The sequence below is a fragment of the Sphingobium sp. CFD-2 genome (assembly GCF_024611135.1).
GTDB classification, from domain to species: Bacteria; Pseudomonadota; Alphaproteobacteria; order Sphingomonadales; family Sphingomonadaceae; genus Sphingobium; species Sphingobium fuliginis.
Genome location: NZ_CP084405.1, coordinates 3,471,742 through 3,497,912, shown reverse-complemented (window position 1 = coordinate 3,497,912; position 26,171 = coordinate 3,471,742). Strand labels below are relative to the sequence as shown.

Annotated in this window: 28 protein-coding genes and 1 tRNA gene; 17 read left to right on the top strand and 12 right to left on the bottom strand. The window is 63.7% G+C overall.

Translation table 11 applies throughout. The features are described from left to right. Positions 1 to 106 precede the first annotated feature (106 nt). From LDB29_RS17310 to LDB29_RS17300, 3 genes are all read right to left on the bottom strand, one after another. On the bottom strand, positions 107 to 814 hold the full coding sequence (locus tag LDB29_RS17310) for a type 1 glutamine amidotransferase domain-containing protein (protein ID WP_157220391.1): 708 nt from the start codon (positions 812 to 814) through the stop codon (positions 107 to 109). 117 nt (positions 815 to 931) lie between these two features. Beyond that, entirely contained in the window at positions 932 to 3,436 is a 2,505-nt protein-coding gene (locus tag LDB29_RS17305) for a TonB-dependent receptor (protein WP_257554986.1), read from the bottom strand. A 163-nt stretch (positions 3,437 to 3,599) separates the two neighbouring features. Then, positions 3,600 to 4,424: an enoyl-CoA hydratase/isomerase family protein gene (locus LDB29_RS17300; RefSeq protein WP_257554984.1), complete on the bottom strand. Its 825-nt coding sequence runs from the start codon at positions 4,422 to 4,424 to the stop codon at positions 3,600 to 3,602. 590 nt (positions 4,425 to 5,014) lie between these two features. On the opposite strand from LDB29_RS17300, the gene LDB29_RS17295 reads away from it, so the two are divergent. The 5 genes from LDB29_RS17295 (at position 5,015) to LDB29_RS17275 (ending at position 8,639) form a co-directional block, all read left to right on the top strand. Further along, the gene (locus tag LDB29_RS17295) at positions 5,015 to 5,917 is read left to right on the top strand and encodes a LysR family transcriptional regulator (protein ID WP_257557050.1); all 903 of its coding nucleotides are present in this window, start codon (positions 5,015 to 5,017) and stop codon (positions 5,915 to 5,917) included. A 153-nt stretch (positions 5,918 to 6,070) separates the two neighbouring features. Further along, positions 6,071 to 6,781, top strand: coding sequence for an SDR family NAD(P)-dependent oxidoreductase (locus LDB29_RS17290; protein ID WP_257554982.1), 711 nt, complete (start codon positions 6,071 to 6,073; stop codon positions 6,779 to 6,781). Between the two features lie 24 nt (positions 6,782 to 6,805). Further along, positions 6,806 to 7,042 carry a 4-oxalocrotonate tautomerase family protein gene (locus tag LDB29_RS17285; RefSeq protein WP_257554980.1) on the top strand — a complete coding sequence of 79 codons (237 nt, stop codon included), beginning with the start codon at positions 6,806 to 6,808 and terminating at the stop codon, positions 7,040 to 7,042. A 23-nt stretch (positions 7,043 to 7,065) separates the two neighbouring features. Continuing rightward, positions 7,066 to 8,136, top strand: a complete 1,071-nt coding sequence (locus LDB29_RS17280) for a nitronate monooxygenase family protein (protein WP_257554978.1) — start codon at positions 7,066 to 7,068, stop codon at positions 8,134 to 8,136. Beyond that, positions 8,133 to 8,639, top strand: coding sequence for a DUF3237 domain-containing protein (locus LDB29_RS17275; RefSeq protein ID WP_257554976.1), 507 nt, complete (start codon positions 8,133 to 8,135; stop codon positions 8,637 to 8,639). Before LDB29_RS17280 ends, LDB29_RS17275 begins: the two co-directional genes overlap by 4 nt. A gap of 12 nt (positions 8,640 to 8,651) precedes the next feature. Here LDB29_RS17275 and msrB read toward each other — a convergent pair whose 3' ends face one another. Then, positions 8,652 to 9,137 carry a peptide-methionine (R)-S-oxide reductase MsrB gene (msrB, locus tag LDB29_RS17270; protein ID WP_257554974.1) on the bottom strand — a complete coding sequence of 162 codons (486 nt, stop codon included), beginning with the start codon at positions 9,135 to 9,137 and terminating at the stop codon, positions 8,652 to 8,654. Next, positions 9,130 to 10,182, bottom strand: coding sequence for an alpha/beta fold hydrolase (locus LDB29_RS17265; RefSeq protein ID WP_257554972.1), 1,053 nt, complete (start codon positions 10,180 to 10,182; stop codon positions 9,130 to 9,132). The genes msrB and LDB29_RS17265 overlap by 8 nt, the downstream gene beginning before the upstream one ends. A gap of 385 nt (positions 10,183 to 10,567) precedes the next feature. Between LDB29_RS17265 and LDB29_RS17260 the strand changes: the two genes are divergently transcribed. Genes LDB29_RS17260 through LDB29_RS17250 form a run of 3 tightly spaced genes read left to right on the top strand, consistent with a single transcriptional unit; the run spans position 10,568 to position 12,657 of the window. After that, complete coding sequence (locus LDB29_RS17260; protein WP_157220401.1) at positions 10,568 to 11,092, top strand: hypothetical protein; 525 nt, start codon at positions 10,568 to 10,570, stop codon at positions 11,090 to 11,092. 12 nt (positions 11,093 to 11,104) lie between these two features. Continuing rightward, positions 11,105 to 11,743 carry a cysteine hydrolase family protein gene (locus LDB29_RS17255; protein WP_257554967.1) on the top strand — a complete coding sequence of 213 codons (639 nt, stop codon included), beginning with the start codon at positions 11,105 to 11,107 and terminating at the stop codon, positions 11,741 to 11,743. Positions 11,744 to 11,745: 2 nt separating this feature from the next. Then, positions 11,746 to 12,657, top strand: a complete 912-nt coding sequence (locus LDB29_RS17250; RefSeq protein WP_157220498.1) for an alpha/beta fold hydrolase — start codon at positions 11,746 to 11,748, stop codon at positions 12,655 to 12,657. 101 nt (positions 12,658 to 12,758) lie between these two features. On the opposite strand, the gene LDB29_RS17245 is transcribed toward LDB29_RS17250, so the two are convergent. From LDB29_RS17245 to LDB29_RS17235, 3 genes are read right to left on the bottom strand one after another with little or no spacing between them, the layout of a single operon-like run. Then, positions 12,759 to 13,187 (bottom strand): epoxide hydrolase N-terminal domain-containing protein, encoded by a 429-nt coding sequence (locus LDB29_RS17245; RefSeq protein WP_257554962.1) that lies wholly within the window; start codon positions 13,185 to 13,187, stop codon positions 12,759 to 12,761. Next, entirely contained in the window at positions 13,184 to 13,327 is a 144-nt protein-coding gene (locus tag LDB29_RS17240; protein WP_257554960.1) for a hypothetical protein, read from the bottom strand. The genes LDB29_RS17245 and LDB29_RS17240 overlap by 4 nt, the downstream gene beginning before the upstream one ends. 23 nt (positions 13,328 to 13,350) lie before the next feature. After that, the gene (locus LDB29_RS17235; RefSeq protein ID WP_257554958.1) at positions 13,351 to 14,637 is read right to left on the bottom strand and encodes a carbohydrate porin; all 1,287 of its coding nucleotides are present in this window, start codon (positions 14,635 to 14,637) and stop codon (positions 13,351 to 13,353) included. A gap of 204 nt (positions 14,638 to 14,841) precedes the next feature. Here LDB29_RS17235 and LDB29_RS17230 point away from each other — a divergent pair, with 204 nt between their 5' ends. The 3 genes from LDB29_RS17230 to LDB29_RS17220 all read left to right on the top strand — a co-directional run bounded on the left by LDB29_RS17230 (position 14,842) and on the right by LDB29_RS17220 (position 18,239). Continuing rightward, entirely contained in the window at positions 14,842 to 15,792 is a 951-nt protein-coding gene (locus LDB29_RS17230; RefSeq protein WP_257554957.1) for an enoyl-CoA hydratase/isomerase family protein, read from the top strand. After that, positions 15,789 to 16,865 carry a TonB-dependent receptor gene (locus LDB29_RS17225; RefSeq protein ID WP_257554956.1) on the top strand — a complete coding sequence of 359 codons (1,077 nt, stop codon included), beginning with the start codon at positions 15,789 to 15,791 and terminating at the stop codon, positions 16,863 to 16,865. Before LDB29_RS17230 ends, LDB29_RS17225 begins: the two co-directional genes overlap by 4 nt. A gap of 411 nt (positions 16,866 to 17,276) precedes the next feature. Then, on the top strand, positions 17,277 to 18,239 hold the full coding sequence (locus tag LDB29_RS17220) for an alpha/beta fold hydrolase (RefSeq protein ID WP_257554955.1): 963 nt from the start codon (positions 17,277 to 17,279) through the stop codon (positions 18,237 to 18,239). Between the two features lie 3 nt (positions 18,240 to 18,242). On the opposite strand, the gene LDB29_RS17215 is transcribed toward LDB29_RS17220, so the two are convergent. Continuing rightward, entirely contained in the window at positions 18,243 to 19,481 is a 1,239-nt protein-coding gene (locus LDB29_RS17215) for an integrase arm-type DNA-binding domain-containing protein (protein ID WP_257554953.1), read from the bottom strand. Positions 19,482 to 19,647: 166 nt separating this feature from the next. Then, positions 19,648 to 19,734, bottom strand: a tRNA-Leu gene (locus tag LDB29_RS17210). A 142-nt stretch (positions 19,735 to 19,876) separates the two neighbouring features. On the opposite strand from LDB29_RS17210, the gene LDB29_RS17205 reads away from it, so the two are divergent. The 3 genes from LDB29_RS17205 (at position 19,877) to LDB29_RS17195 (ending at position 21,791) form a co-directional block, all read left to right on the top strand. Next, on the top strand, positions 19,877 to 20,632 hold the full coding sequence (locus LDB29_RS17205) for an alpha/beta fold hydrolase (RefSeq protein WP_257554951.1): 756 nt from the start codon (positions 19,877 to 19,879) through the stop codon (positions 20,630 to 20,632). Next, positions 20,632 to 21,504 (top strand): tetratricopeptide repeat protein, encoded by an 873-nt coding sequence (locus LDB29_RS17200; protein WP_257554949.1) that lies wholly within the window; start codon positions 20,632 to 20,634, stop codon positions 21,502 to 21,504. The genes LDB29_RS17205 and LDB29_RS17200 overlap by 1 nt, the downstream gene beginning before the upstream one ends. 77 nt (positions 21,505 to 21,581) lie before the next feature. After that, positions 21,582 to 21,791 carry a hypothetical protein gene (locus LDB29_RS17195; protein WP_257554947.1) on the top strand — a complete coding sequence of 70 codons (210 nt, stop codon included), beginning with the start codon at positions 21,582 to 21,584 and terminating at the stop codon, positions 21,789 to 21,791. 3 nt (positions 21,792 to 21,794) lie between these two features. Here the strand turns inward: LDB29_RS17195 and LDB29_RS17190 are convergent, their stop codons facing one another. After that, complete coding sequence (locus LDB29_RS17190) at positions 21,795 to 22,499, bottom strand: SIMPL domain-containing protein (protein ID WP_257554945.1); 705 nt, start codon at positions 22,497 to 22,499, stop codon at positions 21,795 to 21,797. A gap of 103 nt (positions 22,500 to 22,602) precedes the next feature. On the opposite strand from LDB29_RS17190, the gene LDB29_RS17185 reads away from it, so the two are divergent. Genes LDB29_RS17185 through LDB29_RS17175 form a run of 3 tightly spaced genes read left to right on the top strand, consistent with a single transcriptional unit; the run spans position 22,603 to position 24,234 of the window. Beyond that, complete coding sequence (locus tag LDB29_RS17185) at positions 22,603 to 23,037, top strand: VOC family protein (RefSeq protein ID WP_257554943.1); 435 nt, start codon at positions 22,603 to 22,605, stop codon at positions 23,035 to 23,037. A 3-nt stretch (positions 23,038 to 23,040) separates the two neighbouring features. Next, a complete protein-coding gene (gene gloB / locus LDB29_RS17180) occupies positions 23,041 to 23,763 on the top strand; it encodes a hydroxyacylglutathione hydrolase (protein ID WP_257554941.1) in 723 nt (240 codons plus the stop codon). A 54-nt stretch (positions 23,764 to 23,817) separates the two neighbouring features. Beyond that, the gene (locus LDB29_RS17175; protein ID WP_048577989.1) at positions 23,818 to 24,234 is read left to right on the top strand and encodes a hypothetical protein; all 417 of its coding nucleotides are present in this window, start codon (positions 23,818 to 23,820) and stop codon (positions 24,232 to 24,234) included. 57 nt (positions 24,235 to 24,291) lie between these two features. Here LDB29_RS17175 and LDB29_RS17170 read toward each other — a convergent pair whose 3' ends face one another. Then, the gene (locus tag LDB29_RS17170) at positions 24,292 to 26,070 is read right to left on the bottom strand and encodes a long-chain fatty acid--CoA ligase (RefSeq protein ID WP_257554937.1); all 1,779 of its coding nucleotides are present in this window, start codon (positions 26,068 to 26,070) and stop codon (positions 24,292 to 24,294) included. Positions 26,071 to 26,171 lie beyond the last annotated feature (101 nt).

Below are 26,171 nucleotides of genomic sequence, written 5' to 3'. Positions count from 1 at the left end.
AAAACTCCGGGGTTGGGACTCGGGCCTGGCGCGGTCATGTCTCAAGCTTGTTGGGGCGAACCGCGGAACTGCGACACCGCGTGCTGCAGGGACGGAAGGATCGGGGTCAGACGGCGCTCAGCTTCTCAGCCGGCTTCGGTGCTGCCAGCAACGCTAGAAGTGCTTCCGCTCCCGCAGTCGAGGAAGCGGGATTCTGCCCGGTGATCAGCAGCCCGTCCGTAATCGCGAAGCTCCCCCAGTTCGGGACTTTCTCGAAGAGACCGCCAAGCCGCTTGAGCTCGTCCTCGACAAGGAAGGGCACGACGTCAGTGAGCTGCACTTCCTCCTCTTCGTCATTTGTGAAGCCGGTGACGCGCTTTCCCTTCACGATGGGATCGCCCTTGTATGTCACCCGGTGAAGAACCGCAGGCGCATGACAGACCGCCGCAACCGGTTTTCCGCTGTTGTAAAAAGCCTCGATGAGCGCGATCGAGTCGGGGTTGTCGACAAGGTCCCACATAGGGCCGTGGCCACCGGGATAGAAAATTGCATCGAAATCTCCCGCGCGCATATCCGCGAGCTTCTGGGTGCTGGCGAAAACCTTCTGCGCCTCGGGATCCTGCTTGAAGCGAGCCATTGCTTCGGTCTGGTTCTCGGGAAGGTCGCTTTTAGGGTCCACTGGAGGCTGGCCGCCCTTGGGCGATGCGAGCGTGAGTTCGACCCCGGCGTCGCGGAATACATAATAAGGCGCCGCGCCCTCCTCTAGCCAGAATCCCGTCTTACGGCCCGTGTTGCCCAAAATGTCATGCGAGGTGAACACCATCAGAATTTTCATGTCGTGCCTCCTTCGGCTTCAGTGCATGGCGTCAATCTGTCACTTCGCGGGGCACCGGGAAATCGGACGATAGTATCGGAACAGCGCCAAGGGTCCGCAGTCAGGTAGGCGGCTTGCCTACCGGCCGAAAGGTCGAACGGTGAACCGCAACCAGAACTCGCGCCCACGCTCAAAGCCGCACACTGTCTCACCGGATCCCGCAGGCCCCTTGATGGGCGCCCCTGTCACTATGCCGGAGAAAACGCCGCCGCCGCCCGGATAGTTGATGTTGAGGCAGCCGCCGGTAGTCAGGCGATCGGTCAGGTTGTTACCGATAAGCGCAAGCTCCCACCGGTCGTCGCGCGCCTTGAGCCTGATATCGGCGCCGATCTTGGCGAACGCACTTTGAAAGCCATTATCGCGGTTGCCGAGATCAACGACGTAGCGGGATGAATATTGGAGCCGCGCGCCCATTCCCAGCTCGAGGTTGCCGCCGACGGGCCGCACATAATCGGCGCGAGCCGCCACCTGCCAACGCGGTGCGCGATGGAGGGGCGTGCCTGACAAATCCTGTCCGTTGTAACGGACAGGCGTGCCCAGCACAGGGTCGATGCTGAAGTAGCCGGCCGCAAGTTCGGCCGGATCAGTTACGGGGGTTGGCAACTGGTTGCAGCCCTCGATGACCGTCTGGCCGGGTTTGCAGTCTGCGTTGGCGAAGCGCGTGAAAGTGCCGTGATTCCAATTAAGCGATCCAGTAAAGCTTAGTCCGGGAACGCTGCCTGGGCGATAGCGCAGCGTGAGGTCGATGCCATAGACCTTCGCCGCGCCTGCGTTGACGGTTGCAAGCACGGGCACGCCCGCGTCGGTGATCCGGATAATGCCTGCTTGCAACCCATTATAACGATAATAATAGCCGGCGAGATCAAAGAAGAATTGCCGGGCGCCGGCATGACCCTTGATGCCGACTTCACCGCCGCGGGCCCGCTCGTCACCAAATGAATTGTCGTCGCCCGGATTGAGCGCCTGATTGATGTTGTAGGAGCCCGATTTATAGCCTTGCTTGAACGCGCCGAAGAATGTCAGGTTGGGGTTCGGATACCAGCTGATGGTCAGCTCCGGCGACCAATTGCGCGAGTGCAGGCGGGGAAGCTGCGGCCTGATCGGTTCCCCTTCAATGCCGGTCACGACGCCAAGAACATCATAAGTAATCGGGGCGTCGCTACGCTTCTCGTTTGTCCAGCGCACGCCGCCCGCAATCTCGACCTGGGGCGCTGGGCGGAATCGGGCTTGCCCGAACAGCGCGAGCGAGCGGATGTCGACATCGTGTGAGCCTTGCAGCGCAATGCGTGGCAGACCATAGCGGGCGTTGCCGAAAAATCCGATATCGTTCGTGATATTGGCGCCTTGGAGGAAGACGCCCCCGGTAAAATCAAAGTCGCCTCCAAGGTTGGACGCGAGACGCAGCTCCTGGGTCGCTTCGCGCCGCCGAAATCCTTTGGTGATCGCAAGTGGCGCCATCGCTCCTCCTGCCCACGAGCCGTTCTGAAGTGCATCGACCCTGATCCGATAATAGCCAGTCAGTGAGGTCAGCGTGAATTGCGGCGTGAGAGGCCAGTTCATTTCCAGCGTGCCGAAGTGCTGGCCGGTTTCGGTGAAGTTGACACCGCCATTGGGCACGCTGAAGGCGTTTGGATCGACATCGACGATATTGAGGTTGCGATCGGCCTTGCAATCCTCGTTCGCGCTATATTGTGACGGCAGGTCGAGGCCGATCGAAGGGAGATAGTTGAACCTCCCGTCTGGGCAGCGGACGAGCTGTTCCTGCAAGCCGCCGAGGCGGCGGTCGTGGGTGATGTTGAGCTTGAGCCGCGCGGTGAAATCGGGACTCGGGTGAAATAGAGCGGTCAGGCGCAGATAAAGCGCGTGACTCTTGCCAAAGCGGTTGTCGGGCTGCATCGCGCCGCTTTCCGGAATTGCGATAGCGGTGTTCCGGAAATAGCCATCGCTCGAAGCGTATTGCGAAGAAAGCCGCAGTCCCAGACCGTCGGTGACCGGTCCCGAGAGAATGAGGCGCGCCTGCCATTCGCGCGCCTCGGCTTCATAGGCTGCGCTTCCGACGATCTCGGTGTGATCCCCCGGATCGGCCGTCCGGATGGCGATGACGCCCCCTGGGCTATTCTTCCCGAAGAAGAGCGGCTGCGGACCCTTGAGAATTTCGACCCGTTCCATGTCGAAAATACCGATCGAATAGGCAGCGCCCTGTCCAAGTGGCAGTCCGTCGAGATTGAGCGCGACCGATTGGTCGACCCCCGGATCGAGCGGACTCGAGCCGATGCCGCGGAGCGAAACTTCGGTGCCCACCTCGAGCGGTGCTGCGCCAAGCACGAGTCCCGGCGTGAGGGCGGCGATGTCATAAAGGTCGGTGGCTTGGTTGCTGCTCAGTTCGTCCGCCGGTAGCACTGTGGCCACGACAGGTACTCGCAATGCCGCTTCCTCACGCTTGCGGGCAGTGATGATGATCTCGTCCTGATCGACGATTTGCGCCACCGCCGGGAGCGCTTGTCCTAACATACCGGAGACGAGAATGGTGCCGCAAATCGCGATGCGCATCCACAACGAGGTTCTCCCGGATGTCGGCTGCATGTTTCTCCCGCCTGATCGGATATGGCCTCAGCGTTCGATCATTATGCCCGCCGCGCGGTGCGAGCGCTATTGATATGAAGGTATTGCCTCGGAGGACGTTTCACCGGTTACTCGGCAGCTGTAGTGCCGCAAATATTCTGGTGTAGTGTCGCATCCTCCGGATTTACTGGTTCGGGTCGGCGACATGGCGCCCGAGCTCGAACTCGATCGCGGACCGCGTCTGAAGCCCGCGATCCAGAAGTCGGGCCATGCGCGCGCGCGTATCGGACCGCGCGGTCGATACGAAGAACTGGTCGAGCGCCGGCGGAAACAGGGTGTCGTCTGGCAAGGTTACCTGATCGACGAGCATCTTGGTCTCCGCGATCGCATATTTCTCGAAACCGGCAATCCGGCGAGCAAAGCGGTTCACAAATTCATCAAGCTCGTCGTCGGGTACCGCGCGATTCACGTACCCGTAACGCTCGGCGAGATCGCCGGGAAAGTCGTCGGCGCCAAGCACGATCTCGAGCGCTCGCCCTCGGCCGACCAGTCCGCCGAGCCGAGCCATGGGGTTGGCGCCCGGAACCGCCCCAACGCCGACCTCGAACTGGCCAAGAACAGCCTTTTCGGAGCTAGCAAAACGCAAGTCGCACGCGAGCGCAAACTCGCTCCCCGCGCCGCGCGCGCGTCCGCGGAGGGAAGCGATCGAGACGACCGGCGCGCGGGCGAGGCGCGCGAGAACGTCGAGCCAGGGGTGCATACCCGTCGGGCCCTTGGGCAATGCCGCCGTTCTCGCCTTGTCGACGAGCACGTCGTAATGCGCGAGGAAGAAATCCGGGTCCTCGCTGGCGAAGACGATTACCTTGATCTCGGGGTCGACCTCGAGCCGCCCGACGATGTCCGACAGTTCCTCCATTGTGTCGAGATCGATGAGATTGATGGGGGGGTTCGAGATCGCCGCCTGCCAATAGCCTCGCGTAACTTCATCGATGCGGATTTGTCGGGCCATGTCTGCGCCTCGCTGGCTGATCGGGATCGGTCCCCGCCATCGAGATTGTGCCGTCACAGCCTCCGGCGAAACTGGACGGACGTATCGCCGATACCTTCGTCTCAATCCTATGCGTCGCGTTGGCTGGCCGCACTTTCCGCAATTCCTCGGCTCGAGGAATTTACATGCTGGCGTGGCTTCCTTCGGGCGTTAACGTCCATTCAATGCTACCCTCAACATGCCCCGAAAGCTCGAGCTCTGCAATCTGGCGAGGTAAGGTCAGCCGATGGTCGCCTGTAAAAAGTTGCCCACGGTGCGTCAGACGATGATGATTCCGATGACGATGGCCGCGGCTGCAGGATGAACCGCAGGCTACCGTCCTTCTCGACGCTTTGCATCGGTCGGTGGCCACACTCTCAAATTGCGAAACGATACTATCGTGCAATCGCAATTGCCGGACCAACAGCCGACATCGAGGAATAGCTTGGTGTCTCAAGCTTCGTGATCGGCGAACGCGAATGTTTGGCCATTCTCGGTTTCTCTCGATGGTTGCATGAATATGCTGGACGCAGGCTCATATTTTCGGACGGATCATGGATCGCATCGACTTGATGAATATCTTTGTCACGGCGGTCGACGAGGGCAGCCTTGTCGGCGCTGCTCGGCGCCTGCATCGTTCGCCAACCGCGATCAGCCGCGCGATCGCGTCGCTCGAGGGGCATCTGGGCGTCGAACTGCTTCACCGGACGACGCGCAGCATCAGGCTCAGCGAAGCGGGTCAGCGCTATGCGGCATCGTGTCGGCGTATCCTCGCCGAACTCGAGGAGGCGGACCTGCTTGCCGGCGGGGAACGATCCGCACCGCGCGGCATGCTGACGCTGTCGGCACCGCCGATCAGCGGCGAGGAGGTCTTGCGGCCGATCCTCGACGAATTTCTCGCAGCCTATCCGATGGTTTCGGCGCGTCTGCTCCTCGTGGACCGGTCGGTAAATCTGGTGGACGAAGGCGTCGATGTCGCGCTTCGCGTCGGGCAGCTTCCGGACTCTTCACTCGTTGCAACGCGCGTCGGCGACGGAGTGCGGCGGGTGGTCGTCGCATCGCCGCAGTATCTGAGCGAGCATCCGCTGATCGAAGAGCCTGCCGATATCGCGGGGCACCAGATTGTTTCGCTGACCCATTTCGGAATCGAAGCGTGGGCCTTCGGCAGCGGACCGGCGGCGCGCACCATCCATTTTCCGCCGCGACTGATCGTGAACACGGTGCGCGCTGCGGTCGGATCGGCGGTGGGCGGGCGTGGGCTGACACGCGTCTATTCCTACCATGTCGCGCGCGAAGTAAAGGAGGGGTTGCTCACGATCGTTCTGGCCGAAGCCGAGCCGGAACCGCAGCCTGTGCACCTGTTGGCCCCCGGCGGACGGATGGCGGTGCCCAAGGTCCGCGCATTCATCGATTTCGCCACCCCGCGGCTTCGTGCCGCCTTCGCGAGACTCGCGATCGACGCGCGCGAACTTTAGCTCCATCATTATCCCGATGCGCGGCAGAATGTCTGCCGGCGAAGATCGATTATCTCGGCATTGCGCCAAACCTACTTTGCTCCCGTCGGCGCAAGGCGCGCCGTACGGGCGAGCTTTCCCGTCCCGTCTTCACATGCGCAAAGGTTCAATGTCATGAGCAATGCACAAAAAGTCGCCGTCATTACCGGCGCTTCGCAGGGTATCGGCGCCGCACTCGTTGACGCCTATCTCGACCGTGGGTATCGCGTCGTCGCGACCTCGCGTTCTATCCAGCCGTCGAGCAATCCCGACGTGCTGGCGATTGCCGGCGACATCGGCGACCCCGAAACCGGTCCGCGCGTCATTGCCGCCGCGCTCGAACAATTCGGCCGCGTCGACACGCTCGTCAACAACGCCGGTATCTTCGTCGCGAGCCCCTTCACCGGCTACAGCGCCGATCAATATGCCAGCGTCGTATCGACCAACCTCAACGGCTTTTTCTACATCACGCAGGCCGCGGTCGCGGCGATGGAAGCGGCTGGGTGCGGCCATGTCGTCAGCATCACGACGAGCCTTGTGGATCACGCCAATTCGAACGTCCCGTCGGTGCTTGCCTCACTGTCGAAGGGCGGCATCAACGCGGCGACCAAGAGCCTCGGGATCGAATATGCAAAGCGCGGCGTCCGCGTGAACGCCGTCTCGCCGGGTATCATCAAGACGCCGATGCACGCCCCCGAAACGCACGAGTTCCTCTCGGCGCTGCACCCGGTCGGCCATATGGGCGAAACGTCGGACATCGTCGATGCCGTCCTCTTTCTCGAAAATGCGCCCTTCGTGACGGGCGAGATCCTGCACGTCGATGGCGGCCAGTCGGCCGGCCATTAATCGGCTCAGCCAAGGAGAAAGACCATGCCTATCATCACCGTCCAATTGACCCGGGAAGGCACCGAACCCGGTGCCGATCATGTGACCGCAGAACAGAAGGCCGCGATCTACAAGGGGATGAGCCAAGTCCTGCTCGACGTGCTCGGAAAGCCGCTCGACTGGACATGGGTTATTATCCAGGAAGTCGAGATGGAAGACTGGGGCTGGGGCGGTATGCCCGTCGCCGAGTATCGCAAGAAGCTCGCGGCAGCCTCCGGCTGATCTGCTCGACCTTGGAGACGATTATGGACACCCGCCATCTTACCAGCTTGCTCGGCATCGAATTGCCGATCATCCAGGCACCGATGGCGGGTGTCTCTTCGCCTGCCATGGCCGCGGCCGTCAGCAATGCGGGCGCGCTCGGCTCGATCGGGGTCGGCGCGACCGACGCCGAGGGAGCGCGTGCCATGATTGCCGCGGTCCGCGAGCGAAGTGCGAGGCCTTTCAACGTCAATCTCTTCTGCCACGCGCCCGCTGTCGCCGATGCGGCGATCGAAGCCGCGTGGATTGCCCGCCTCGCGCCGCTGTTCGCCGAATTCGACGTGGATGCGCCGCACGTGCTGGACGAAATCTACCGTAGCTTCGTCGACGACGAACCGATGCTGCAAATGCTACTCGACGAGCGGCCGACGATCATCAGCTTTCATTTTGGCTTGCCTTCCGAACTGGCAATCCAGGCGCTGCACGATGCCGGCGTCACGTTGCTCGCATCCGCGACCAGCCTTGACGAAGCGCGGATCGCAGAGCGTGCTGGCGTCGATGCCGTCGTTGCGCAGGGATGGGAGGCTGGCGGGCATCGCGGCGTCTTCGATCCCAACGCGCCCGACGATCGGCTCGGCACGATGGCGCTCACGCGGCTGCTCGTCGATGCGATCGACCTTCCGGTCATTGCGGCGGGCGGTATCATGGACGGTGCGGGCATTGCCGCCGCGCTGGATCTGGGCGCCGCGGCGGCGCAGCTCGGCACCGCCTTTATCGCCTGCGACGAAAGCCTGGCCGATGCCGGCTATCGGGCCGCGCTGGCGAGCGACGCCGCGCTGCATACGCAAATGGTGCGCGCGGTGTCAGGGCGCCCGGCGCGCATATTGGCAAACCGGTTCGCCGCGCTCGATGACGAGGTTTCGGCGACGCAGATCCCGACCTACCCGATCGCCTACGACTTGGGAAAAGCACTGCACGCAGCGGCCAAGTCGCGCGGCGAACATGGTTTTGGTGCGCAATGGGCGGGACAGGGGGCGCCGATGGCGCGCGCCATGCCCGCCGGCGACCTCGTCGCAACGCTGGCGGCCGAGATATCAGCGGCCCGAAAGCCGTGAAAGGATCAGGCAAAATAGATGATTTCGGCGAAGCCTTTGCCGCGCTCGGCGAGCTGAGCGCGCGCTCGCTGTTCGTGATGAAGGTCGGCGTCGATCATATCCATGCAATCGGCGGACCAGCCGGAATCGACCGGCGCGTCGGCGAGATGGTGGCCGGGCGTTTCGCGGGCGAGCGCCTGTCGGGCGATGTCCTGACAGGCGGCGCCGACTGGCAGATCGTGCGCGCCGACGGCGCAATCCTGCTCGACGCGCGGGTCGTGCTGCGCACCTACGACGGCGCCGAGATTGCGATGGAATATACGGGCATCCGTACCGGGCCGGCCGACATTATCGCGCGGCTGGGGCGCGGCGAGCCGGTCGATCCTGCCGACTATTATTTTCGCATCGCGCCGCGCTTTTCGACGTCCGATCCGAGATACGAATGGCTGAACCGCATTATGACGGTCGGCATCGGGCACCGGCTTCCCGAAGGACCTGTCTACAGCGTGTTCGAGATTGTCTGAGGGCGGCAGGATTTATCCCCGCCATACCCGTCCTTCAGGCGCGCCGCGGCCGAGACGGTCGGGGAGCGTTTCCCCGACGGCGACGAACTCGAGCGAGCCGCTGTTGATGCAATAGCGCAGGCCCGTCGGCAGCGGCCCGTCGGGGAAGACATGTCCCTGATGCGATCCGCAGCGCGCGCAGACGATCTCGGCACGGATCATGCCGTAGCGCCTGTCTTCGATCGTCTGGAGATGGTCGGCACTGAACGGCGTCGTGAAGCTCGGCCAGCCGGTGCCGCTTTCGAACTTGGCGCCGGCGCGGAAGAGCGGCAGGCCGCAGAGGCGGCAGCAATAGACGCCCTCGCGCTTTTCATAAAGGAAGAGGCCGCAAAAGGGCGCTTCCTCCGCGTGGTCGAGGAGGAGGCTGCGCTCCTCGTCGGTGAGCGCGGCGGCGAGGTCGTGCCGTTGCAGCCGTGTCAGCGGCGCCAGGTCGAACAGGTCGCTCCCGACCTCAGCCACGCGCGACGTCCTGCACTGCCTGAGCGAACGCCTGCGGGGCTTCCTGCGGCAGATTGTGACCGATGCCGCCGCCGATGTCGCGATGTTCGTAGCGGCCCGTGAACTTCGCGCGATAGGCGGCGGGCGGGGGGTGCGGCGCGCCATTGGCGTCGCCTTCCATCGTGATCGTCGGGACGCCGATCGTGGGCGCCGCCGCGATCTGGCGGTCGAGGTCGGCGTAGCGCGCTTCGCCCTCGGCGAGGCCCAGCCGCCACCGGTAATTGTGGATCACGATATCGACATGGTCGGGATTGTCGAACGACGCTGCACTGCGGGCATAGGTGGCTTCGTCGAAATTCCATTTGGGCGAGGCGAGCTTCCAGATCAGCCGGTTGAAATCCTTGCGGTTCTTGTTGTAGCCGACGCGGCCGCGCTCGGTTGCGAAATAGAATTGATACCACCATTGCAGCTCTGCCTCGGGCGGCAGCGGCACCTTGCCCGCTTCCTGTCCCGCGACGAGATAGCCACTGACCGCGACAAGGCCGGTGGTGCGTTCGGGCCAGATCGCGGCGACGATGTCGGCGGTGCGCGCGCCCCAGTCGAAGCCGGCCAGCACGGCGCGCTTGATCTTCAGCGCGTCCATGAAATCGATCAGGTCCTGCGCGAGCGCCGCGGGCTGTCCGTTGCGGAGGCTGTCCGCCGCAAGGAAGCGTGTCGGGCCATAGCCACGCAGATAGGGGATGAGGACGCGATAGCCCTTCGCGACCAGCAGCGGCGCGACATCGGCGAAGCTGTAGATGTCATAGGGCCAGCCGTGCAGCAGGATCGCGACCGGCCCCTTGGCAGGGCCCATGTCGATATAGGAAATATTGAGGACACCAGCGTCGACCGATTTAAGCGGCGGGAAACCTCGGCCGGTCGGGGGTGCAGTCTGGGCAATTGCCGGTTGTGGCGCTGCACCGGCGCTCGCGAGACTCAGTCCGAGCTGCGCCGCGACGGCAACGCCGGCGACGCCGAGAAATTGCCGGCGGTCCGACAGGCCCTGTTCGAAAGCGGATAGCTGCACGTCGTTACACCCCTTTGTCTGGGCCTGTCGGGCCGGAAGTGGGACGCGGACGGACTGGGCGGGGGAGGGAGGAGAGTCCGTCCGCGTCCTCTGCCCAGCGTGGCGAGCGGGTGCCACGCCGGGAATTCGATTGACTCAGTCGTTCGCTTACGTCGGCGTCCGACCCAGCCAATATCGCGGGGCTTCGGCGGCAAATCGATTATACGTTTGTGTTGTCGACACCATCGTATCGATGGGTCGTGCAGGCCCTCGGCGACGGCCGCATGCTGACACCAAAGTTCAATAACGGTGGCGATAGCGCCTTCCTATCTCGCCTCACAGGCTCGTTGCATGGATTGCTTCCATGCCCGTGCAACGGTGCCGCCCTCCGGCAAAGGATAGAGACATGGCCAACCCCGAAATCGTCGATTCCAGCTTCACCGCGATCATCAACGCTCCGATCGGCAAGATCGACCTGCCCGCCTGGGCGTTTTCGCTCCCCGAACATGAATATCAGGGCTGTTCGCCCGCGCATGTCGCCGCGGGCGCCACCACCGCGCCTGACGGCCGGCGGATGTCGATCAACGTCGAGATCATCGGCGGAACCTTGATGGTCCAGCATTACGTCGAAACGCTGGCCGAGAAGGATCATCTGGTGCTGGAATCAGTGTCGGACATCTTCCCGCCCGCGGGCCGCACGACGATCCACGTCAAATGGGAACTCAGCGTCAAGGATCTGGGCGATGGCCGCTGCGAGTTCGTCAACCATGTGCAAACGCACGCGACCGATGAATTCCTAACCTACCTCGATCGGCAGGGCATCCCTTTCGAAGCCTTTGCGGCGCAGCGAAAGCCGATGTCGCTCGCGCACAATGCCGGCGAGACGCCGCTCTTCGCCGAAAGCATCGAACGCTTCGCGCTGCGTGGTTGAAGGAGAGCGGCCATGGCATTGCTGAGCTACAAACGAGCGTCGACCGCCCTTCTTTTCATCGATCCCTATAATGATTTCCTCTCTGAAGGCGGAAAGGCATGGCCGCGCGTCGGGCCGATCGCCGAGGAGATCGGCCTGCTCGACAATTTGCGCGCGATCGTCACGGCCATCCGCAAGGCGGACATCCGCGTCGTCATCGCACCGCACCGCCGCTGGGAGCCAGGCGACTATCAGGATTGGGATCATCCCAATCCCACGCAGATCGGGATCATGAGCCGTCACAGTTTCGCCCGCGGCGAATGGGGCGGTGAATGGCATCCCGACTTCGCGCCGCAACCCGGCGATATCGTCGCCAAGGAACATTGGGCGCAGAGCGGTTTTGCCAACACCGACCTCGATCAGCAGCTCCGCCAGCACGGGATCACGCATGTCATTCTTGTGGGGCTGCTCGCCAATACCTGTGTCGAATCGACCGGGCGCTATGCCATGGAACTGGGTTATCATGTCACGCTGATCCGCGACGCGACCGCCGCCTATTCGAAAGAGATGATGCATGCGGCGCACGAGCTCAACGGGCCGACCTATGCGCATGCGATGTTGAGTACCGCCGAGTTGCTCGACGCGATAGCGACGGTGGAGGTGGCCGGGTGAGTATGGCCACCCTGCTCACTGCGGCGGCGCTTGCGTCGTCGCCCGTCACCTATCAGCGCATCGAGGTCGACGGGGTCGGTATATTCTACCGCGAGGTCGGCCCGAAGGACGCGCCGGTGGTCGTGCTCCTGCACGGCTACCCCTCTTCGTCGCGAATGTACGAGCCTTTGCTGCGCCGGCTGTCGGGACGCTATCGGCTGATTGCGCCCGACTATCCGGGCTTCGGGCACAGCGATGCGCCGCCGCCGGGGGAATATATCTATACGTTCGACCGTCTGGCGGCCACGACCGGCGCGTTTCTGAAACGGCTGAAAGTCGACCGCTACACGCTCTTCCTGCAGGATTACGGCGGCCCCGTGGGATTCCGCATCGCGATGAAAAATCCCGAAAAGGTTCAGGCGATCATCGTCCAAAACGCGAATGCCTATAGCGAGGGGCTTGGCGCCAAATGGACTGCGATCGCTAATTATTGGGCCGACCGTGCTCTGCATGGCGATCAGGTCGACAAATTCGTCTCGCTTGAAGGGGCCCGGGAGCGCCACATCGGGCTCAGCCCGAACCCCGAGCGATACGATCCCGACAGCTGGACCGACGAATATACGTTTCTGTCGCGGTCAGGGCAGCGTCAGATTCAGGCCGATCTGCTCTACGACTACCGTACCAATGTCGCCTCCTATCCCGCATGGCAGGCGTGGCTGCGCAAGCACCGCCCGCCGCTGCTCGTGATGTGGGGGCGTTACGATCCCTCGTTCATAGTCCCGGGCGCCGAAGCCTATGCGCGCGATGTTCCGGGTGCCGAGATCCACCTGCTCGATGCAGGGCATTTCGCGCTCGACGAAAAGGCCGACGAGGTTGCCGGCCTAACATTCGATTTCCTCGATCGCCGCTTAGGGAAATCTAATCCCGCTCCCTGAAGCTGGCGACGGGAGGGGGCCGGTCTACCCGGTCCCTCCCTATCGAGAGCGCAGCGACTTGAGGGTTGCACGCAGCTCCGACGTGACCGCCACGGGCTATTCTAAGCCGCGAAATGGCCGCTCTTGGGCAAGCGATTATAGTGGACCAGCTTCGGATAGGCTTGCTCCGCCCAGCTCTGCGGCGCAATGTAGTTTGCGTCGGGAAAGGCGCTAACTCCCATCAGAATCTTCACGCCTTTCGGCGCGAAGAAAGGCAGCTTGCTCTCCCAATAGAGCCGCGCCGATGACACTGCGGTGCCGGTCAGCCAATATAGGGTGACATTGTCGAGGACGTCATCATGCGCCTCGCCTTTGCACCAGTCCTGCTCCTTCTCCCAATAGGTTGCCAGTTTGCGCATCGTCGCGAGCTTTACGCCTTGCGATGCGTCGGGGACGAGTTTCTGGCTCCGCCATTTGGACGCAGCGATGCGGCACTTGAGGTCCGCAAGCGCCGCATCGGTCGCACGGAATTTGAATGGAGGGATGCTCACCCTCCCGATCCCGATGGGCTCGACAGAGCCTCGTCCACCGCATCGCTCGCCTGGGCCCAGACGAGGATGATCAGGCTCGATCCCACCGCCGCGGAGGCAAGGAAATTTCGTCTTCCGAGCAAATTATGGAAAATGGACATGCTGTTTCTCCTTCGTTGAAAAATCAGAGGCGCAGCACTGCCTTGAGTCCCGCGACACCGACCGCACCCGCATCGCGGCGGCCGCCGGGATGGTGTATCCACTGGACATTGGGGCGAAGGTCGAGCCAGCCGACTGGCCTAAAGCCGTAGAAAAGCTCGAACGCATATTCTGCGCCGCGTGGCGGCCGTCCGGCGAGGCGTTCGGCCTGATCGAGCCGGTTGTTGACGTGCGTTCGGGCGGCGGCGAAACCCACCATGTCGCCCGCGACATCCGACAGCGGATCGCGCAGGAAAAGCCCAACGACGACCTGATTGTCGATGCGCGATGTGCGGCGATCGGCGGCAAGGGCGTTGAAAAAGACGCTGACTCCCGAGATACTGGTGCCGCGTGCCGAACGCCCGCTCACTTGCTGCTCGATCGCCAGCCAGACGCCATGCGCCGATCCGCGTTGCAGCGGCGCCCGGCCGGTCAGAATTGCGGCTTCTCGAGCGACGTCGAGGAACAGGTCGGGTGCGTCAGCGGTGCTCACCCAGCCACCGATCTTAAAGCTGCCCACCGCGCCGCCATCGCCGCCCCCCGTCAGACCGAACTCGATCGGAATCAGCGCGCCGGTCGCGCCCCTGAAACGCCCGATGGTAAAGATCTTGTCGAGATTACGAGGATTTTCCTCATAGATGCCGATCTGTGCGTAGGCACCGCGATGCGCGGCCCGAAGTCGTAGCCCCCATTGGCTGACGGGCCAGTTGTACCAATAGTCGGTGACGATATTTCCCGGCTGCGAGCCGCAGAAGCTGAGGTTCTGGAAGGTGCAGGAAAAGGCGGAGAAGTCTTCGCTCGGCGCAGTCCTGCCGCCCTTCACCGCGATGGCCCCATTCGCAAAGCGGTGCTCGTACCAGAATTGCGTCAGGCGCCAGGTCCGGCCGCGGCCATAGATCTCCTGCACTTCCTGAAGCGTGCCGAGCCCCGCCTTCGTATCGAGCTGCAGACCGTGGCGGTAGGTAATCGTCGCCTGAAAGCTGCCGTCCGTACCCGCGATCCGCTGCATGTCAAACTGTAAGCCGACACCGAACTCGCCGGTTTCAGTGACCCCTTGCCGTTCGCCGCCGCGAAAATTCCAGGCGGTTTCGGCGACATAATGCCCGGTGAGCTCGATCCCGGCATCGGTGAGGCGAGGGCGAAGGCCCAAAACGTCACCTGCCATCGTAGACGCGGGCGCCGTTTCGTCGGCGTTTTCCTGCGCCTGCGCGGCCGCAGTGATCGACAATGCGATCAGAAGTGGCGCAACGATCTGTCTGCCCGAAAATGTCACCAACGCGCCCTCCGTTGACCGATCGGTTTTCCGACCGACTTCGATGTGGCGCGGGCGCCGCGGGCGGCCCTTGTCCGATGGTATTCATAGACCTTAGTATCGGAGCCGAACTCGGCACCGATGTTAATACCATGGTGCAATTGGGATCGTCCGACCGCCTCCCATCTGTCGACCCGAACCCACCAGTTTCGGGAAGGTCGGATTATGGCAATTGCAAAGAAAGTCGCTGCGGCTTTTGCGCTGGCATCGCTCACCATCGCCGCTGCGGAAGCGAAGCCCAAGGCATCAGCCACAGCGGCCGCATCTGCGGCCGCCAGCGAACACTTTCGGATCATGAAGGTGACGCCGGCCTACTGGCGGGTGACGATCGACAAGCCGCCGTTCAATATCTATGGCCCGGACTCGATGGCGCCGTTCAATCGGGTCATCACCGCGATCGAAAATGATCCCGTGCTGAAGGTCGTCGTATTCGATAGCGCGATCCCGGGATTCTTCCTGACACACTATGATTTCTCGGTGCCGCTCGACCAGACGACCAGCATGCCCCCCGGACCGACCGGGCTGCCGCAGCTCCCCGACATGCTCGTCCGGCTCAGCAAGGCGCCCGTCGTATCGATCGTGTCGATCCGCGGCCGCGCAACCGGCGTCGGCAGCGAATTGTCGCTGGCGAGTGACATGCGATTTGCCAGCCGCGAAAAGGCAATCCTCTCGCAGTTCGAGATTGGCGCGGGTTTCGTGCCGGGCGGCGGGCCGATGGCGCGGCTTCCGCGCCTCGTGGGCCGCGGCCGGGCCCTCGAAATCCTGCTCAGCGGGAATGATATCAATGGCGAGATCGCCGAACGCTACGGCTATGTGAACCGCGCTCTTCCCGACGCCGAACTCGACGGCTACGTTGATGCGCTGGCGCGCCGCATCGCCTCGTTCGACAAGCAGTCGATCGCCCAGATCAAGGCGTTGGTGAACGTGGCGAGCCTGCCGCCTGATGGCGCGATAGGCGCCGAGTGGGCCGCGTTTCTCGAATCGGTTCAGCGTCCTGCGGCGCAGGAACTGATCCGCCGGTTGATGCAGACGGGCCTTCAGAAGAATGCCGACGTTGAAACCAATCTCGCCAAATATACCGGGGAAGCGAACATCCAGCGGAACGCAGGGCAATGACGGTGCATCCGCTGCTCGCCGAAGCGCTCCATGCGCATGGCGGCCTCGAACGCTGGCGGCAAGCTGGTCTTACATGGTCCCCGGTCGATGACATCACATTCCGAGTCACACGGTCTCGCGACATTCGGGCGCCCACCATGGGCGAGCTGTTCCAGAGCCCGCTCGCGCTCCTGAATACGGTCAGCATTCCTGCCAACACGACGCTGAACCCAACCAATACTGCTGTCAGCAGAAGCGTATTCGCCCCCCAGTCGGGATCGAGCACGCTCAAGCCCGAGGTGGCCAACACGTTCGGCGTCGGCGTCGTGTTGAAACCCAGCTTCCTGCCCGGATTTGGCGCCTCGATCGACTATTACAGGATCGACATTCAGGACGCGATCATCACGCCCACGGCCCAGAACACGATCGACCAATGCAACCAGGGCGATGCGGCAAGTTGCCAGCGAGTGAATCTAGCAGCATCCCCCGGTGTTGTCTCGGTGAACCCAGTCAACTTTGCCAGGCAACTCGCGCGGGGCATCGATTTCGAGGCCAGCTATAGGCAGGATCTCGCGAACATCTCGTCGGGATTGAAAGGCGCGTTGACGCTGCGATTCCTGGGCACGAGGTTCCTCGAGAACACGCTCAATTCAGGTATTCCCGGCGTTCCGGTGTATAACAACGTCGGCTACGAGTACATCTACGGGGCTGCTCCGCCCAAGTTCAAATATTCGATCAACCTGGTGTATGAGGGCGGCCCGCTGCTCGCGAGCGTCACCATGCGCGGCATCAGTGCCGGCACGTACAATCCCTCGTACATCGAATGCACGTCGAGCTGCCCGGCGGCAACGCTGGCGCACCCGACGATCGAGGACAATCACGTTCCCGGTGCGACCTATTTCGACACGAGTTTCACGTACAAGTTGCCCGGAGGATTCGAGGCGTATCTTGCCGTCGACAATCTTCTGAACAAGGATCCCGTGATGGTGGCGGTCGGCCCTTCGATCGGTCAGGCGCCGCTCAGCGTGAATCCCAATAACTACGACGTTCTCGGCCGGACATTCCGCCTCGGCGTCCGGTTCAAGCTTAAGTGAGGTTGGGCGTTGCGGCTCCCTGACTGTCGGAGCCGCAACGCGCACGCCGCAAGTAGCAAAGTGGTGCTTCTTCGTTGAAGCTGACTTAGGACTTCGACGGAGGAAGCCGAATTGAGAATATTTATTCGAGGTCCCTGGTCTCGTAGGAATGCACTGATAGCGGTTGCTGCCGGCGCGGTTGCCGCTTCATTGTCCGGTCAGTTGCCGGCACAGCCCGTGGGGAGCAAAGCCCAGTCGGCGCTTCCGGGGTCGAGCACCGGTTCAACGGCCAACTCGCAGCCCGACGGAGCTGCGATAGCGTCCCGCAGCATATTCTTCGTGGGCGGGACCTATGCGGACGACGCGACCCCAGGCCGCGTGCGCTCGCCGCGTCTCGATGGGGGCGCTGCTCCCAAGGTCATGCGAGATCAAATGTATGTCGAGAAGCTGACCCCCATCAGAGCTCGGCAGCCCTATCCGATCATCCTGATACATGGCGGATCTGCCACCGCTTCCTATTGGACTGACACGCCGGACGGGCGTGAAGGCTGGGCACAGTATTTCGTTGCGCAGGGCTTTGTCGTCTACTTGGTGGACCAGCCGGCGCGTGGTCGCTCTGCCTGGCAGGAAGGGCTGGACGGCAAGCTGCACGTTGTCGGTGCGGAGGCGATCGAGCAACTCTTCACTCAGCCCGAGGCATTCGACCTCTGGCCACAGGCAAGGCTGCACACGCAGTTCCCGGATGGCGGCCTGGGACATAGTCGAATCGGAGACCCGATCTTCGATCAGTTCTACGCGTCGATCGTCCCATATCTTTCGAATAATGCGGAGACGCAGCGGCTGTCTCGCGATGCCGTGGCAGCGCTACTTGACCGGATAGGACCGGCAGTGCTGCTGACCCACTCTGACTCGGGGCCCATCGGCTGGCTTGTCGCGGACGCTCGTCCCGACCTCGTCAGAGGGATCGTCGCAGTGGAGCCAAAGCGCCAACGGCTCGAGGATTTGGTCCCGGCAATGATCGATGCGCTCGAGGGTTGGTCTGTTGCGGTGAAGAGGCGCCGCGAGGAGCGCGCCGAGCAGAAACGGCAATGGGAGGAACAAGACCGCAAGCGCAAAGATATCGAGCGGCAGGTCCGGGTCGAGGGCTACCGGATCAAGTTCCTGCAGCGCCAGGTCGAGCGGAAGCGCGAGATCGACGGCTTAGCCGGGCTTATCGAGCTATGGGGCCAGGCCGAAAATCCCGATCCGAGATTTGCCGAGTTGCTCGACTTTGCGGGTATTTACCAAAAATGGCTCGAGGCGAAGCTCGCACCTGAGGCGATCGCCAAGCGGATTGCCGAACTCAAGCTCATGGATGATGACGTCTACATCTGGGACGACAAGCGCCTGGACTGAGCGTCATCCGGCGGCCGCGTGTCGGCCACCGAAGTTGGGCTTGAGCACCTTGGCGCCGCTGCGCAGCCGGTCGAGTTCGTTAGACCAGAACTGCATCATCGTGACCCGTTCGTTCCAATATTCCCCGCGCGTGTAGGCGCGGCGCACGCCATTGGTCTCGATGTGTGCCAGCTGGCGCTCGATCGCGTCGGGATGGAACTGGCTGCTTTCGTTGAGCAAGGTCGCCGCCATGGCGCGGAAGCCATGCGCGCTCATCTCGGATTGCTCGAAACCGAGCACGCGCAGCGCTGCGTTGACGGTGTTCTCCGACATCGGCCGCCGGTCAGTCCGAAAAGACGGGAAGCAATAGCGCCCCGTGCCGGTCAACTCCCAGAGCTCCTCGAACAGGCTGGTGACTTGGGTCGAGAGCGGCACACGGTGCGCGCGGCGCATTTTCATCTTCTCTTCCGGGATGTTCCAGACCGAGTTGTCGAAGTCGAACTCCGACCACTCCGCCTGCCGAAGCTCACCAGGGCGTACGAACAGGTGGGCGGACAGCCTCAGAGCGTAGAGCGTGATCGCGTGCCCGCTGTAGCTTTCGATCGCCCGCATCAGTTCGCCGGCGCGCTTGGGGTTGGTGATCGCTGCAAGGTGCTTGGCCTTCGGAACGGTGAGAGCGCCGCGCAAATCCCCCGTCGGGTCGCGCTCGGCTCGCGTGGTGGCGACGGCGTAGCGGAAGACCCGGCCGAGCACGCTGCGCATCCGCCGGGCACTCTCGTAGCGTCCCGTAGCCTCGACCGCTCGGAGGACGACCAGGACTTCCTGCGTCGTGATCTTGGCGATCGGACGGTTGCCGATCTTGGGATAGGCCATGTCGAGCAGCCAGCGGATCTTACTGAGCGTGATCTCGGCCATATTCTCTCGCTCGAGCTTCGCGATCCATTCCTTGGCGACCGTCTTGAAGGTGTCGTTCTCCTCGACGCGCGCCTTGGCCCGCGCGACTTTCTCCTCGTGCGAGGGGTCGAGCCCGGCCGCGATCAGCCGGCGCGCCTCGTCGCGCTTGCCGCGGGCATCGGCGAGGCCGACGTCCGGCCAGACGCCGAAGGCGAGCGTGCGGTGCTTGCCGCAGTGGACATAGTTGAAGCGCCAGAGCTTTGACCCGTTGGGTCGGACGAGCAGGTATAGCCCGGCGCCGTCGCTGAGCTTATAGTCCTTTTCGGCTGGCTTCGCGTTGGCCACGGTCGTGGCGAAAAGGGTGCCCATCTGAGGTATCGCCTCCAAAAAGGGAGGAGAACGATACCTCACGAGATACCCGAATTGTTCTCGATTGGTGCCGTATCCGCCCGGATTTCGCCGGACGGTTATAGCATAAGAATCGACGGATTTCAGCCATTTCCGGGACGTTCTCGGACGTCCCCGGAAGAACAAATGGTGCCCAGAAGAGGACTCGAACCTCCACGACCTTGCGATCGCCAGCACCTGAAGCTGGTGCGTCTACCAATTCCGCCATCTGGGCACGGGGTAGGAGCGCGCAACTAGCCGCTGGCCGGGGGGCTGTCAATCACGGCAGGCGCATTATTTTTTATTTTTCTGGTTTCCAGGCCAAGAGCTTTTTACGGGCCTTTTTCAGGGCCCTGCCGTTGAACCGGAGAAATAGCATGGATCGTCCCGACGTCACGCCGCCCGCCTTTCACCCTCGGCCGGACGGATTGCGGCTGGCCTGTCGGCACCGGCCCGGCACCGGCCCCACGATCGTCTTCCTGCCCGGCTACATGTCCGACATGGAAGGCGGCAAGGCGGTTGCGCTGGACGGTTGGGCGCAGGATCAGGGCCGGGCGATGCTGCGGCTCGATTATGCCGGCAATGGCGCGAGCGAGGGACGGTTTGAGGATGGCACGCTGGCGAGTTGGCGCGACGATGCGCTGCTGCTGATCGATTCCCTGACCCAGGGGCCGGTGGTGCTGGTGGGATCTTCCATGGGCGGCTGGCTGGCGCTGCTGATCGCGCTGGCCCGGCCGGAGCGGGTGGCGGGGCTGGTCGGCATCGCGGCGGCGCCGGATTTCACCGAATGGGGCTTTACCGACGCGGACAAGGCCCTGCTGGCGACGGAAGGACGGATCGTCGAACCGACCCCTTATGGCGATAACCCCTATGTCACCACCTTGGCCTTCTGGGAATCGGGCCAGTCGCTGCGGCTGCTGGAGGGGGAGATCGCGATCGATTGCCCGGTGCGGCTGTTGCAGGGGCAGGCCGACCCAGACGTGCCCTGGCGAACGGCGTTGCGGATCGCGGAGCGGCTGCGTTCATCCGATGTGCAGACGCTGCTGATTAAGGATGGCGACCATCGCCTTTCCCGCGACCCGGACATCGCCCTGCTGATCCGGACCGTCTCCAGCCTGTTGGACAGCCTCTGATGCCCTTCCTCTTCCTCCCGCTGCTGCTGCTCGCCCCGCAGGCCTATGATCCGGAGGTCGAGGCGGTGATGAACCGCAAGAGGAAGGAAAAGGCGGAAGCGGCGGCTTCTGCGTCGGCCGCTCCGGCGCGGTCAGGAGCAGGAGCGAGTGAGAGCCGCATTCCGGTGCCGGACAAATATGCGGCGAAATTCCAGGCCTGCCTGGACCAGGCGGTGGAGGCGCCGGACAAGGGCGTCGCCTTCGCGCAGCAATGGCGGATCGACGGCGGCAGCTTCTATGCGCGCAACTGCATGGGCTTTGCCTATGCCCGCGCCGAACGCTGGGCGCCCGCCATCGTCGCCTTCGAACAGGGGGCGGACGAAGCCGAACGCAATGGCGAAATGGTGCAGAGCGGCCGGCTCTGGGCGCAGGCCGGCAATGCCGCGCTGGCTGGTGGCGACGCCGCCAAGGCGCGGGACGATTTCGACGCGGCGCTGGCGCGTGGGTTGCCCGACGGTCTGGAGAAGGGCGAGGTCCATCTGGACCGTGCCCGCGCGCTGGTGGCGCTGAACGATGTGAAGGGCGCCCGCGCTTCGCTCGATGCGGCGCTGGATCAGGTGCCGCGGGACCCGCTGGCCTGGCTGCTTTCGGCCACGCTGGCCCGGCGATCGGGGGAAATGAAGCTGGCGCAGGCGCATATCGCGCGGGCGGTGCAGCTTTCGCCCGACGATGCTTCCGTCGCGCTGGAGGAAGGCAATATCGCCATCCTCACCGATCATGAGGATGTGGCCCGTTCCGCCTGGCAGCGGGCGGTGAAGCTGGCGGCGGAAGCGCCGGCGGGAAAGGCGGCCGCCGACAATCTTTCCCGCCTGCCGCCGAAGCCCGCCCGCTGAAGGGCGACCAAGGAACCTCCGCCCGCCATTCTCCGTTGGCCCGCCAGGCGGGACGCGAGGGGAAAAGGAGCATGAGGATGCCGGATCGTCATGGAAGGATCGCGGCGCTGGGCCTGCTGACGGCGGGCGCGCTGGCGCTGACCGCCTGTTCGCATGGCGCGACGCGCGGCGGGCTGATCGGCGGGGCGGGCGGCGCCGTGGTGGGCTCCGCCACCGGCCTTGGCACGGTGGAGGGCGCTGTGATCGGCGGCGCTGCCGGTGCGATCATCGGCGACGACCAGGATTGATGGCTATTTGAGGTAAAAGTCGACGGTCGTGACGACGCGCACCTTCTTATAGGGTGTGTCGCTCGACCCGTCGGCTTCGCCATCACGCGCTTCGATCGAGAAATAGCCTTGCGTCGCGCTCTTGATGCCGCCGACGCTCGCCCCGCTGTCGCGGGCGAACTGCTCGGCGGCGGCGCGGGCATCCCTGGTCGCGGCGGCGACCATCCGGGGCTTCACGTCGTTGAGCCTTGTGAAACTGTAGCGCATGCCCGACCCCTCCTGCAGCGTGACGCCCCGCCGGACCAGGTCGAATTGCTGCGCCACGGCGCGCTGGGCGCGGGAAATGTCGGTGGTGCGCAGCAACATCCGCTGGGTGATGGTGATCGTGTTGACGCCATTGTTGATATATTGGTTGACCCCGGCGCCGGTGGCGGTCAGCGCATCCGGCCTGAAGCCGAGGCCGGCGAAATAGGCGCGCAGTTCGCGGGTGTTATTGTCGATCTCCGCCCGGACAGCGGGCAGGTCGAAACCGGTGGCGGAATAGCTGATCGACCAGGTGGCGAGGTCCGCGGTCACATCCCTTTCCGCCAGTCCGCGCACGGTGACGGATCGGTCCGCCGCCTTCGCCCGCTTGAGCCCGTCGCCCAGCAGATAGCCGCCGCCGACCATGCCGAGCGCCAGAACGGCCGCGCAGCCCATGAAAAGCTTGTCATGATAAGTTAAGGCCATGCCTGCCTCCCTCTTCCGTCGAAGCCCGACGCATCTTATCTTGGAAGCGTCTTAGGTCTTCAGAGATGAACCGTTGCTTTATGGCGACGAATGGAGTGATTTCTTGCCCAAATATCTGCACACGATGATCCGCGTGACCGACATCGACCGCACCGTCGACTTCTTCCGCCTGCTTGGCCTGGAGGAGCAGAAGCGCATCGACAATGCGCAGGGGCGGTTCACGCTGGTCTTCCTCGCCGCGCCCGGCGATGAAGAGGCGCAGGTCGAACTGACCTATAACTGGCCGGCGGAGGACGGTACGCCGCCGGAGGTCTATGGCGGCGGACGCAATTTCGGGCATCTCGCCTATCGGGTCGAGAATATCTACGAGACCTGCCGGCGGCTGATGGACGCGGGCGTCACCATCAACCGGCCGCCGCGCGACGGTCACATGGCCTTCGTGCGGACGCCGGACAATATCTCGATCGAACTGTTGCAGGACGGACATCTTGATCCGGCCGAACCCTGGGCATCGATGCCCAATGTGGGAGCCTGGTAGGCCATGCTGGAGGTCGTCCGCATACCCGTTCTCAGCGACAATTATGTCTGGCTGCTGCATGACGACGCCAGCGGGGAGACTGTGGCCGTCGATCCCGCCGTGGCGGAGCCGGTGCTGGAAGCGGCCCGGCAGAGGGGTTGGACCATCGGCCAGATCTGGAACACCCACTGGCATGGCGACCATGTCGGCGGCAATGCGGCGATCAAGGCGGCGACGGGCTGCATCATCACCGGCCCGGCGGCGGAGGCGGAGAAGATCGGCACGCTGGACCGCCCGGTGCGGGAGGGCGATAGCGTCCGCATCGGCGCCCATCAGGCCACCGTGCTGGAGGTGCCAGCCCATACCGCCGGGCATATCGCCTATCATCTGGCCGACGACCGCCTGATCTTCGTCGGGGACACGCTGTTCGCCATGGGTTGCGGCCGGCTGTTCGAGGGAACGGCGGCGCAGATGTTCGCCAATATGCAGCGCTTCGCCGCCCTGCCCGACGATACGGCCGTCTATTGCGCGCATGAATATACGCAGTCGAACGGCCGCTTCGCCCTGACTGTGGAGCCGGACAACGCCGCCTTGCGCGCCCGCATGGGGGATGTCGACGCGGCGCGTTCGCGGGGAGAGGCCACGGTGCCGACCAGCATCGGGCAGGAACGCGCAACCAATGTCTTCATGCGCGCCCGCGATGTCGCGCAACTGGCCGAACGGCGCGCGGCAAAGGATGCGGCGTGACGGTTTTCGCGCTGCTTTGTCGTCCTGAAAGCGGGACGAATGAGGAGAGATGCCATGCGTCCATGGATGTTGCGTTCCAGCCTGTGCCTGGCCCCGCTGCTACTGGCCGGATGTTCGGACAGCTATGAGCCGCCCAGGCTGACCGAAAAACAGACGAGCGAGCTGGAACGGGCGCTGGCGGGCAAGGTGCCGGGCGAAAGGACGAGCTGCGTCAATCGGGAATCCCAGTCCAATCTGACGGCCATCAGCAACAGCGTCCTGCTCTACCGGGTCAGCCGGCGGCTGGTCTACCGCAACGACCTGATCGGCAGTTGTTCCGGGCTGTCGCGCGGCGACACGCTGATCATCAGGACCTGGGGATCGCAATATTGCCGCGGGGACCAGTTGACCAGCGCCGACCTGATGACCGGCATGGTGACGGGAAATTGCGCGCTGGGTGACTTCATCCCCTATCGCGCGCCGTCGAAATAGGGTTGCTTCCTTATGGCGTCCTGGTCCTGCAAAGGCAGGAACAGGATCAGCCAGGCTTCACCCCTTGTACAGCGCGTCGAGCCGTTCCTGATAGCGGGCGCGGATGACGTGGCGGCGGATCTTCATCGACGGCGTCATCTCGCTATTGTCGATGGTGAAGGGCTCATCCGCCAGAATGAACCGCCGCACCCGTTCGATCACGGACAGGTCGTCATTCACCCGGTCGACCGCCGCGCGCAGCGCCGCCTGATAGGCGGCATCGGCCGCGATCCCTTCAACCTTCCGTCCCTGCGCCTGCGCCCATTCCCGCGTCCATTCGGCATCGGGCACCAGCAGACCCACCAGATGCGGACGGCGGTCGCCATAGACCATCGCCTGCCCGATCTCCGGCTGGAGCGTCAGCATGCCCTCCACCTTCTGCGGCGAGACATTGTCGCCCTTGTCGTTGACGATCAGGTCCTTCTTGCGGTCGGTGATGCGGATGCGGCCCTTTTCATCGATCTCCCCGATGTCGCCCGTGTGGAGCCAGCCATTTTGCAGCGCCTTCTCCGTTTCCGCGGGATTGCGCCAATAGCCGTGCATCACCAGCTCGCCGCGCACGAGAATCTCGCCATCCTCCGCGATCCGCACCTCCACCCCGTCGAGCGGCGGACCGACCGTGTCCATCGCGATCCCGGCGCGGGGGCGGTTGCAACTGATCACCGGCCCCGCCTCGGTCTGGCCATAACCCTGGAGCAGCGTCAGCCCCATCGCGTCGAAGAACAGGCCGACATCCGGATTGAGCGGCGCCCCGCCTGACACCAGCGCCTTCATCCGCCCGCCGAAGCGCGCCGCGATCTTCGGCTTCAGCGTGCGCGCCAGCAGCGCCTTCATCGGCAGGTCGAGCAGCGATTTCCGCCCGCGCTGTTCCCTGGCCGCGATGCGCAGCGCCTGACCCAGCAGATAGGTGGGGAATTTGCCCTGCTTCTCGACCGACTTGATGATGCGGGCGCGCAGCACTTCGAACAGGCGGGGGACGACGACCATGATCGTCGGCCGCGCCTCCTCGATATTGCTGGCGAGTTTTTCCAGCCCTTCCGCATAATAGATCTGCCCCGCCGCCATGATCGGCAGGAACTGGCCGCCGCTATGTTCATAGGCGTGGGACAGCGGCAGGAAGGACAGGAACACCTCTTCGTCCCGGCCGAAATCCTCCTCCAGCAGCTTGTCCGCCCCCTCGATATTGCAGAGGATGGCGCCATGATGCTGCATCACCCCACGCGGCGCGCCGCCGGTGCCGCTGGTGTAGATGATGCAGGCCAGATCGTCGCGCTTCGCCGTCTGGCCGGCGGCGCAGGCATCGATGTCGGTGGGATAATGGGCGATCAGGTCGCTCCACAAATGGCAGGCGACATGACCCTGCATGCCGCGCAACGGCTCCATGCCGATGACGAAGCTCGCCTGCGACCGCAGCACGGCTGGCATCAGGTTCTGCGCCAGCCTGGCGGTGGAGACGATGACGGCCCGGGCGCCGCTGTCGGTCAGGATATGCTGGTGATCGCGCGTGGTGTTGGTGGTGTAGGTCGGCACGGTGACGCAGCCCGCGGCCATGATGGCAAGGTCCGCGATGCAGAATTCCGGCCGGTTCTCGCTGACCAGCATCACCGGATCGCCGGGCCTCAGTCCCTGCGCCTGCAATGCGCTGGCCAGTGCGGCGACGTCATGGGCGACTTCGGTCCAGCTCAGCGACTTCCATTGGCCAGCCACCTTGCGCCAGAGGAAGGGCGTGTCCCCCATCGCCTTGGCGCGGGCGAAGAACATGGTCACCAGATTGGGAAAACGCTCGATCGCGCTCAAAACGGCATCTCCTCATTCGCGGCGCGTCTTCGGCGCGCCTATCCGCCTGCCCGGCAGGCTATACCCTCGCCATGCCGTAACGGCCATGATTTTTCGCGGGT

Coding starts and splice junctions, on each gene's coding strand:
- LDB29_RS17290 (WP_257554982.1), top strand. CDS start 6,071: ATGAGCAATGCACAAAAAGTCGCCGTCATTACCGGCGCTTCGCAGGGT.
- LDB29_RS17295 (WP_257557050.1), top strand. CDS start 5,015: ATGAATATCTTTGTCACGGCGGTCGACGAGGGCAGCCTTGTCGGCGCT.
- LDB29_RS17200 (WP_257554949.1), top strand. CDS start 20,632: ATGCCCTTCCTCTTCCTCCCGCTGCTGCTGCTCGCCCCGCAGGCCTAT.
- LDB29_RS17175 (WP_048577989.1), top strand. CDS start 23,818: ATGCGTCCATGGATGTTGCGTTCCAGCCTGTGCCTGGCCCCGCTGCTA.
- LDB29_RS17310 (WP_157220391.1), bottom strand. CDS start 814: ATGAAAATTCTGATGGTGTTCACCTCGCATGACATTTTGGGCAACACG.
- LDB29_RS17215 (WP_257554953.1), bottom strand. CDS start 19,481: ATGGGCACCCTTTTCGCCACGACCGTGGCCAACGCGAAGCCAGCCGAA.
- LDB29_RS17250 (WP_157220498.1), top strand. CDS start 11,746: ATGGCCACCCTGCTCACTGCGGCGGCGCTTGCGTCGTCGCCCGTCACC.
- LDB29_RS17230 (WP_257554957.1), top strand. CDS start 14,842: ATGGCAATTGCAAAGAAAGTCGCTGCGGCTTTTGCGCTGGCATCGCTC.
- LDB29_RS17220 (WP_257554955.1), top strand. CDS start 17,277: ATGTATGTCGAGAAGCTGACCCCCATCAGAGCTCGGCAGCCCTATCCG.
- LDB29_RS17285 (WP_257554980.1), top strand. CDS start 6,806: ATGCCTATCATCACCGTCCAATTGACCCGGGAAGGCACCGAACCCGGT.
- LDB29_RS17260 (WP_157220401.1), top strand. CDS start 10,568: ATGGCCAACCCCGAAATCGTCGATTCCAGCTTCACCGCGATCATCAAC.
- LDB29_RS17205 (WP_257554951.1), top strand. CDS start 19,877: ATGGATCGTCCCGACGTCACGCCGCCCGCCTTTCACCCTCGGCCGGAC.
- LDB29_RS17300 (WP_257554984.1), bottom strand. CDS start 4,424: ATGGCCCGACAAATCCGCATCGATGAAGTTACGCGAGGCTATTGGCAG.
- LDB29_RS17305 (WP_257554986.1), bottom strand. CDS start 3,436: ATGCAGCCGACATCCGGGAGAACCTCGTTGTGGATGCGCATCGCGATT.
- LDB29_RS17190 (WP_257554945.1), bottom strand. CDS start 22,499: ATGGCCTTAACTTATCATGACAAGCTTTTCATGGGCTGCGCGGCCGTT.
- LDB29_RS17240 (WP_257554960.1), bottom strand. CDS start 13,327: ATGTCCATTTTCCATAATTTGCTCGGAAGACGAAATTTCCTTGCCTCC.
- LDB29_RS17255 (WP_257554967.1), top strand. CDS start 11,105: ATGGCATTGCTGAGCTACAAACGAGCGTCGACCGCCCTTCTTTTCATC.
- LDB29_RS17195 (WP_257554947.1), top strand. CDS start 21,582: ATGCCGGATCGTCATGGAAGGATCGCGGCGCTGGGCCTGCTGACGGCG.
- gloB (WP_257554941.1), top strand. CDS start 23,041: ATGCTGGAGGTCGTCCGCATACCCGTTCTCAGCGACAATTATGTCTGG.
- LDB29_RS17280 (WP_257554978.1), top strand. CDS start 7,066: ATGGACACCCGCCATCTTACCAGCTTGCTCGGCATCGAATTGCCGATC.
- LDB29_RS17225 (WP_257554956.1), top strand. CDS start 15,789: ATGACGGTGCATCCGCTGCTCGCCGAAGCGCTCCATGCGCATGGCGGC.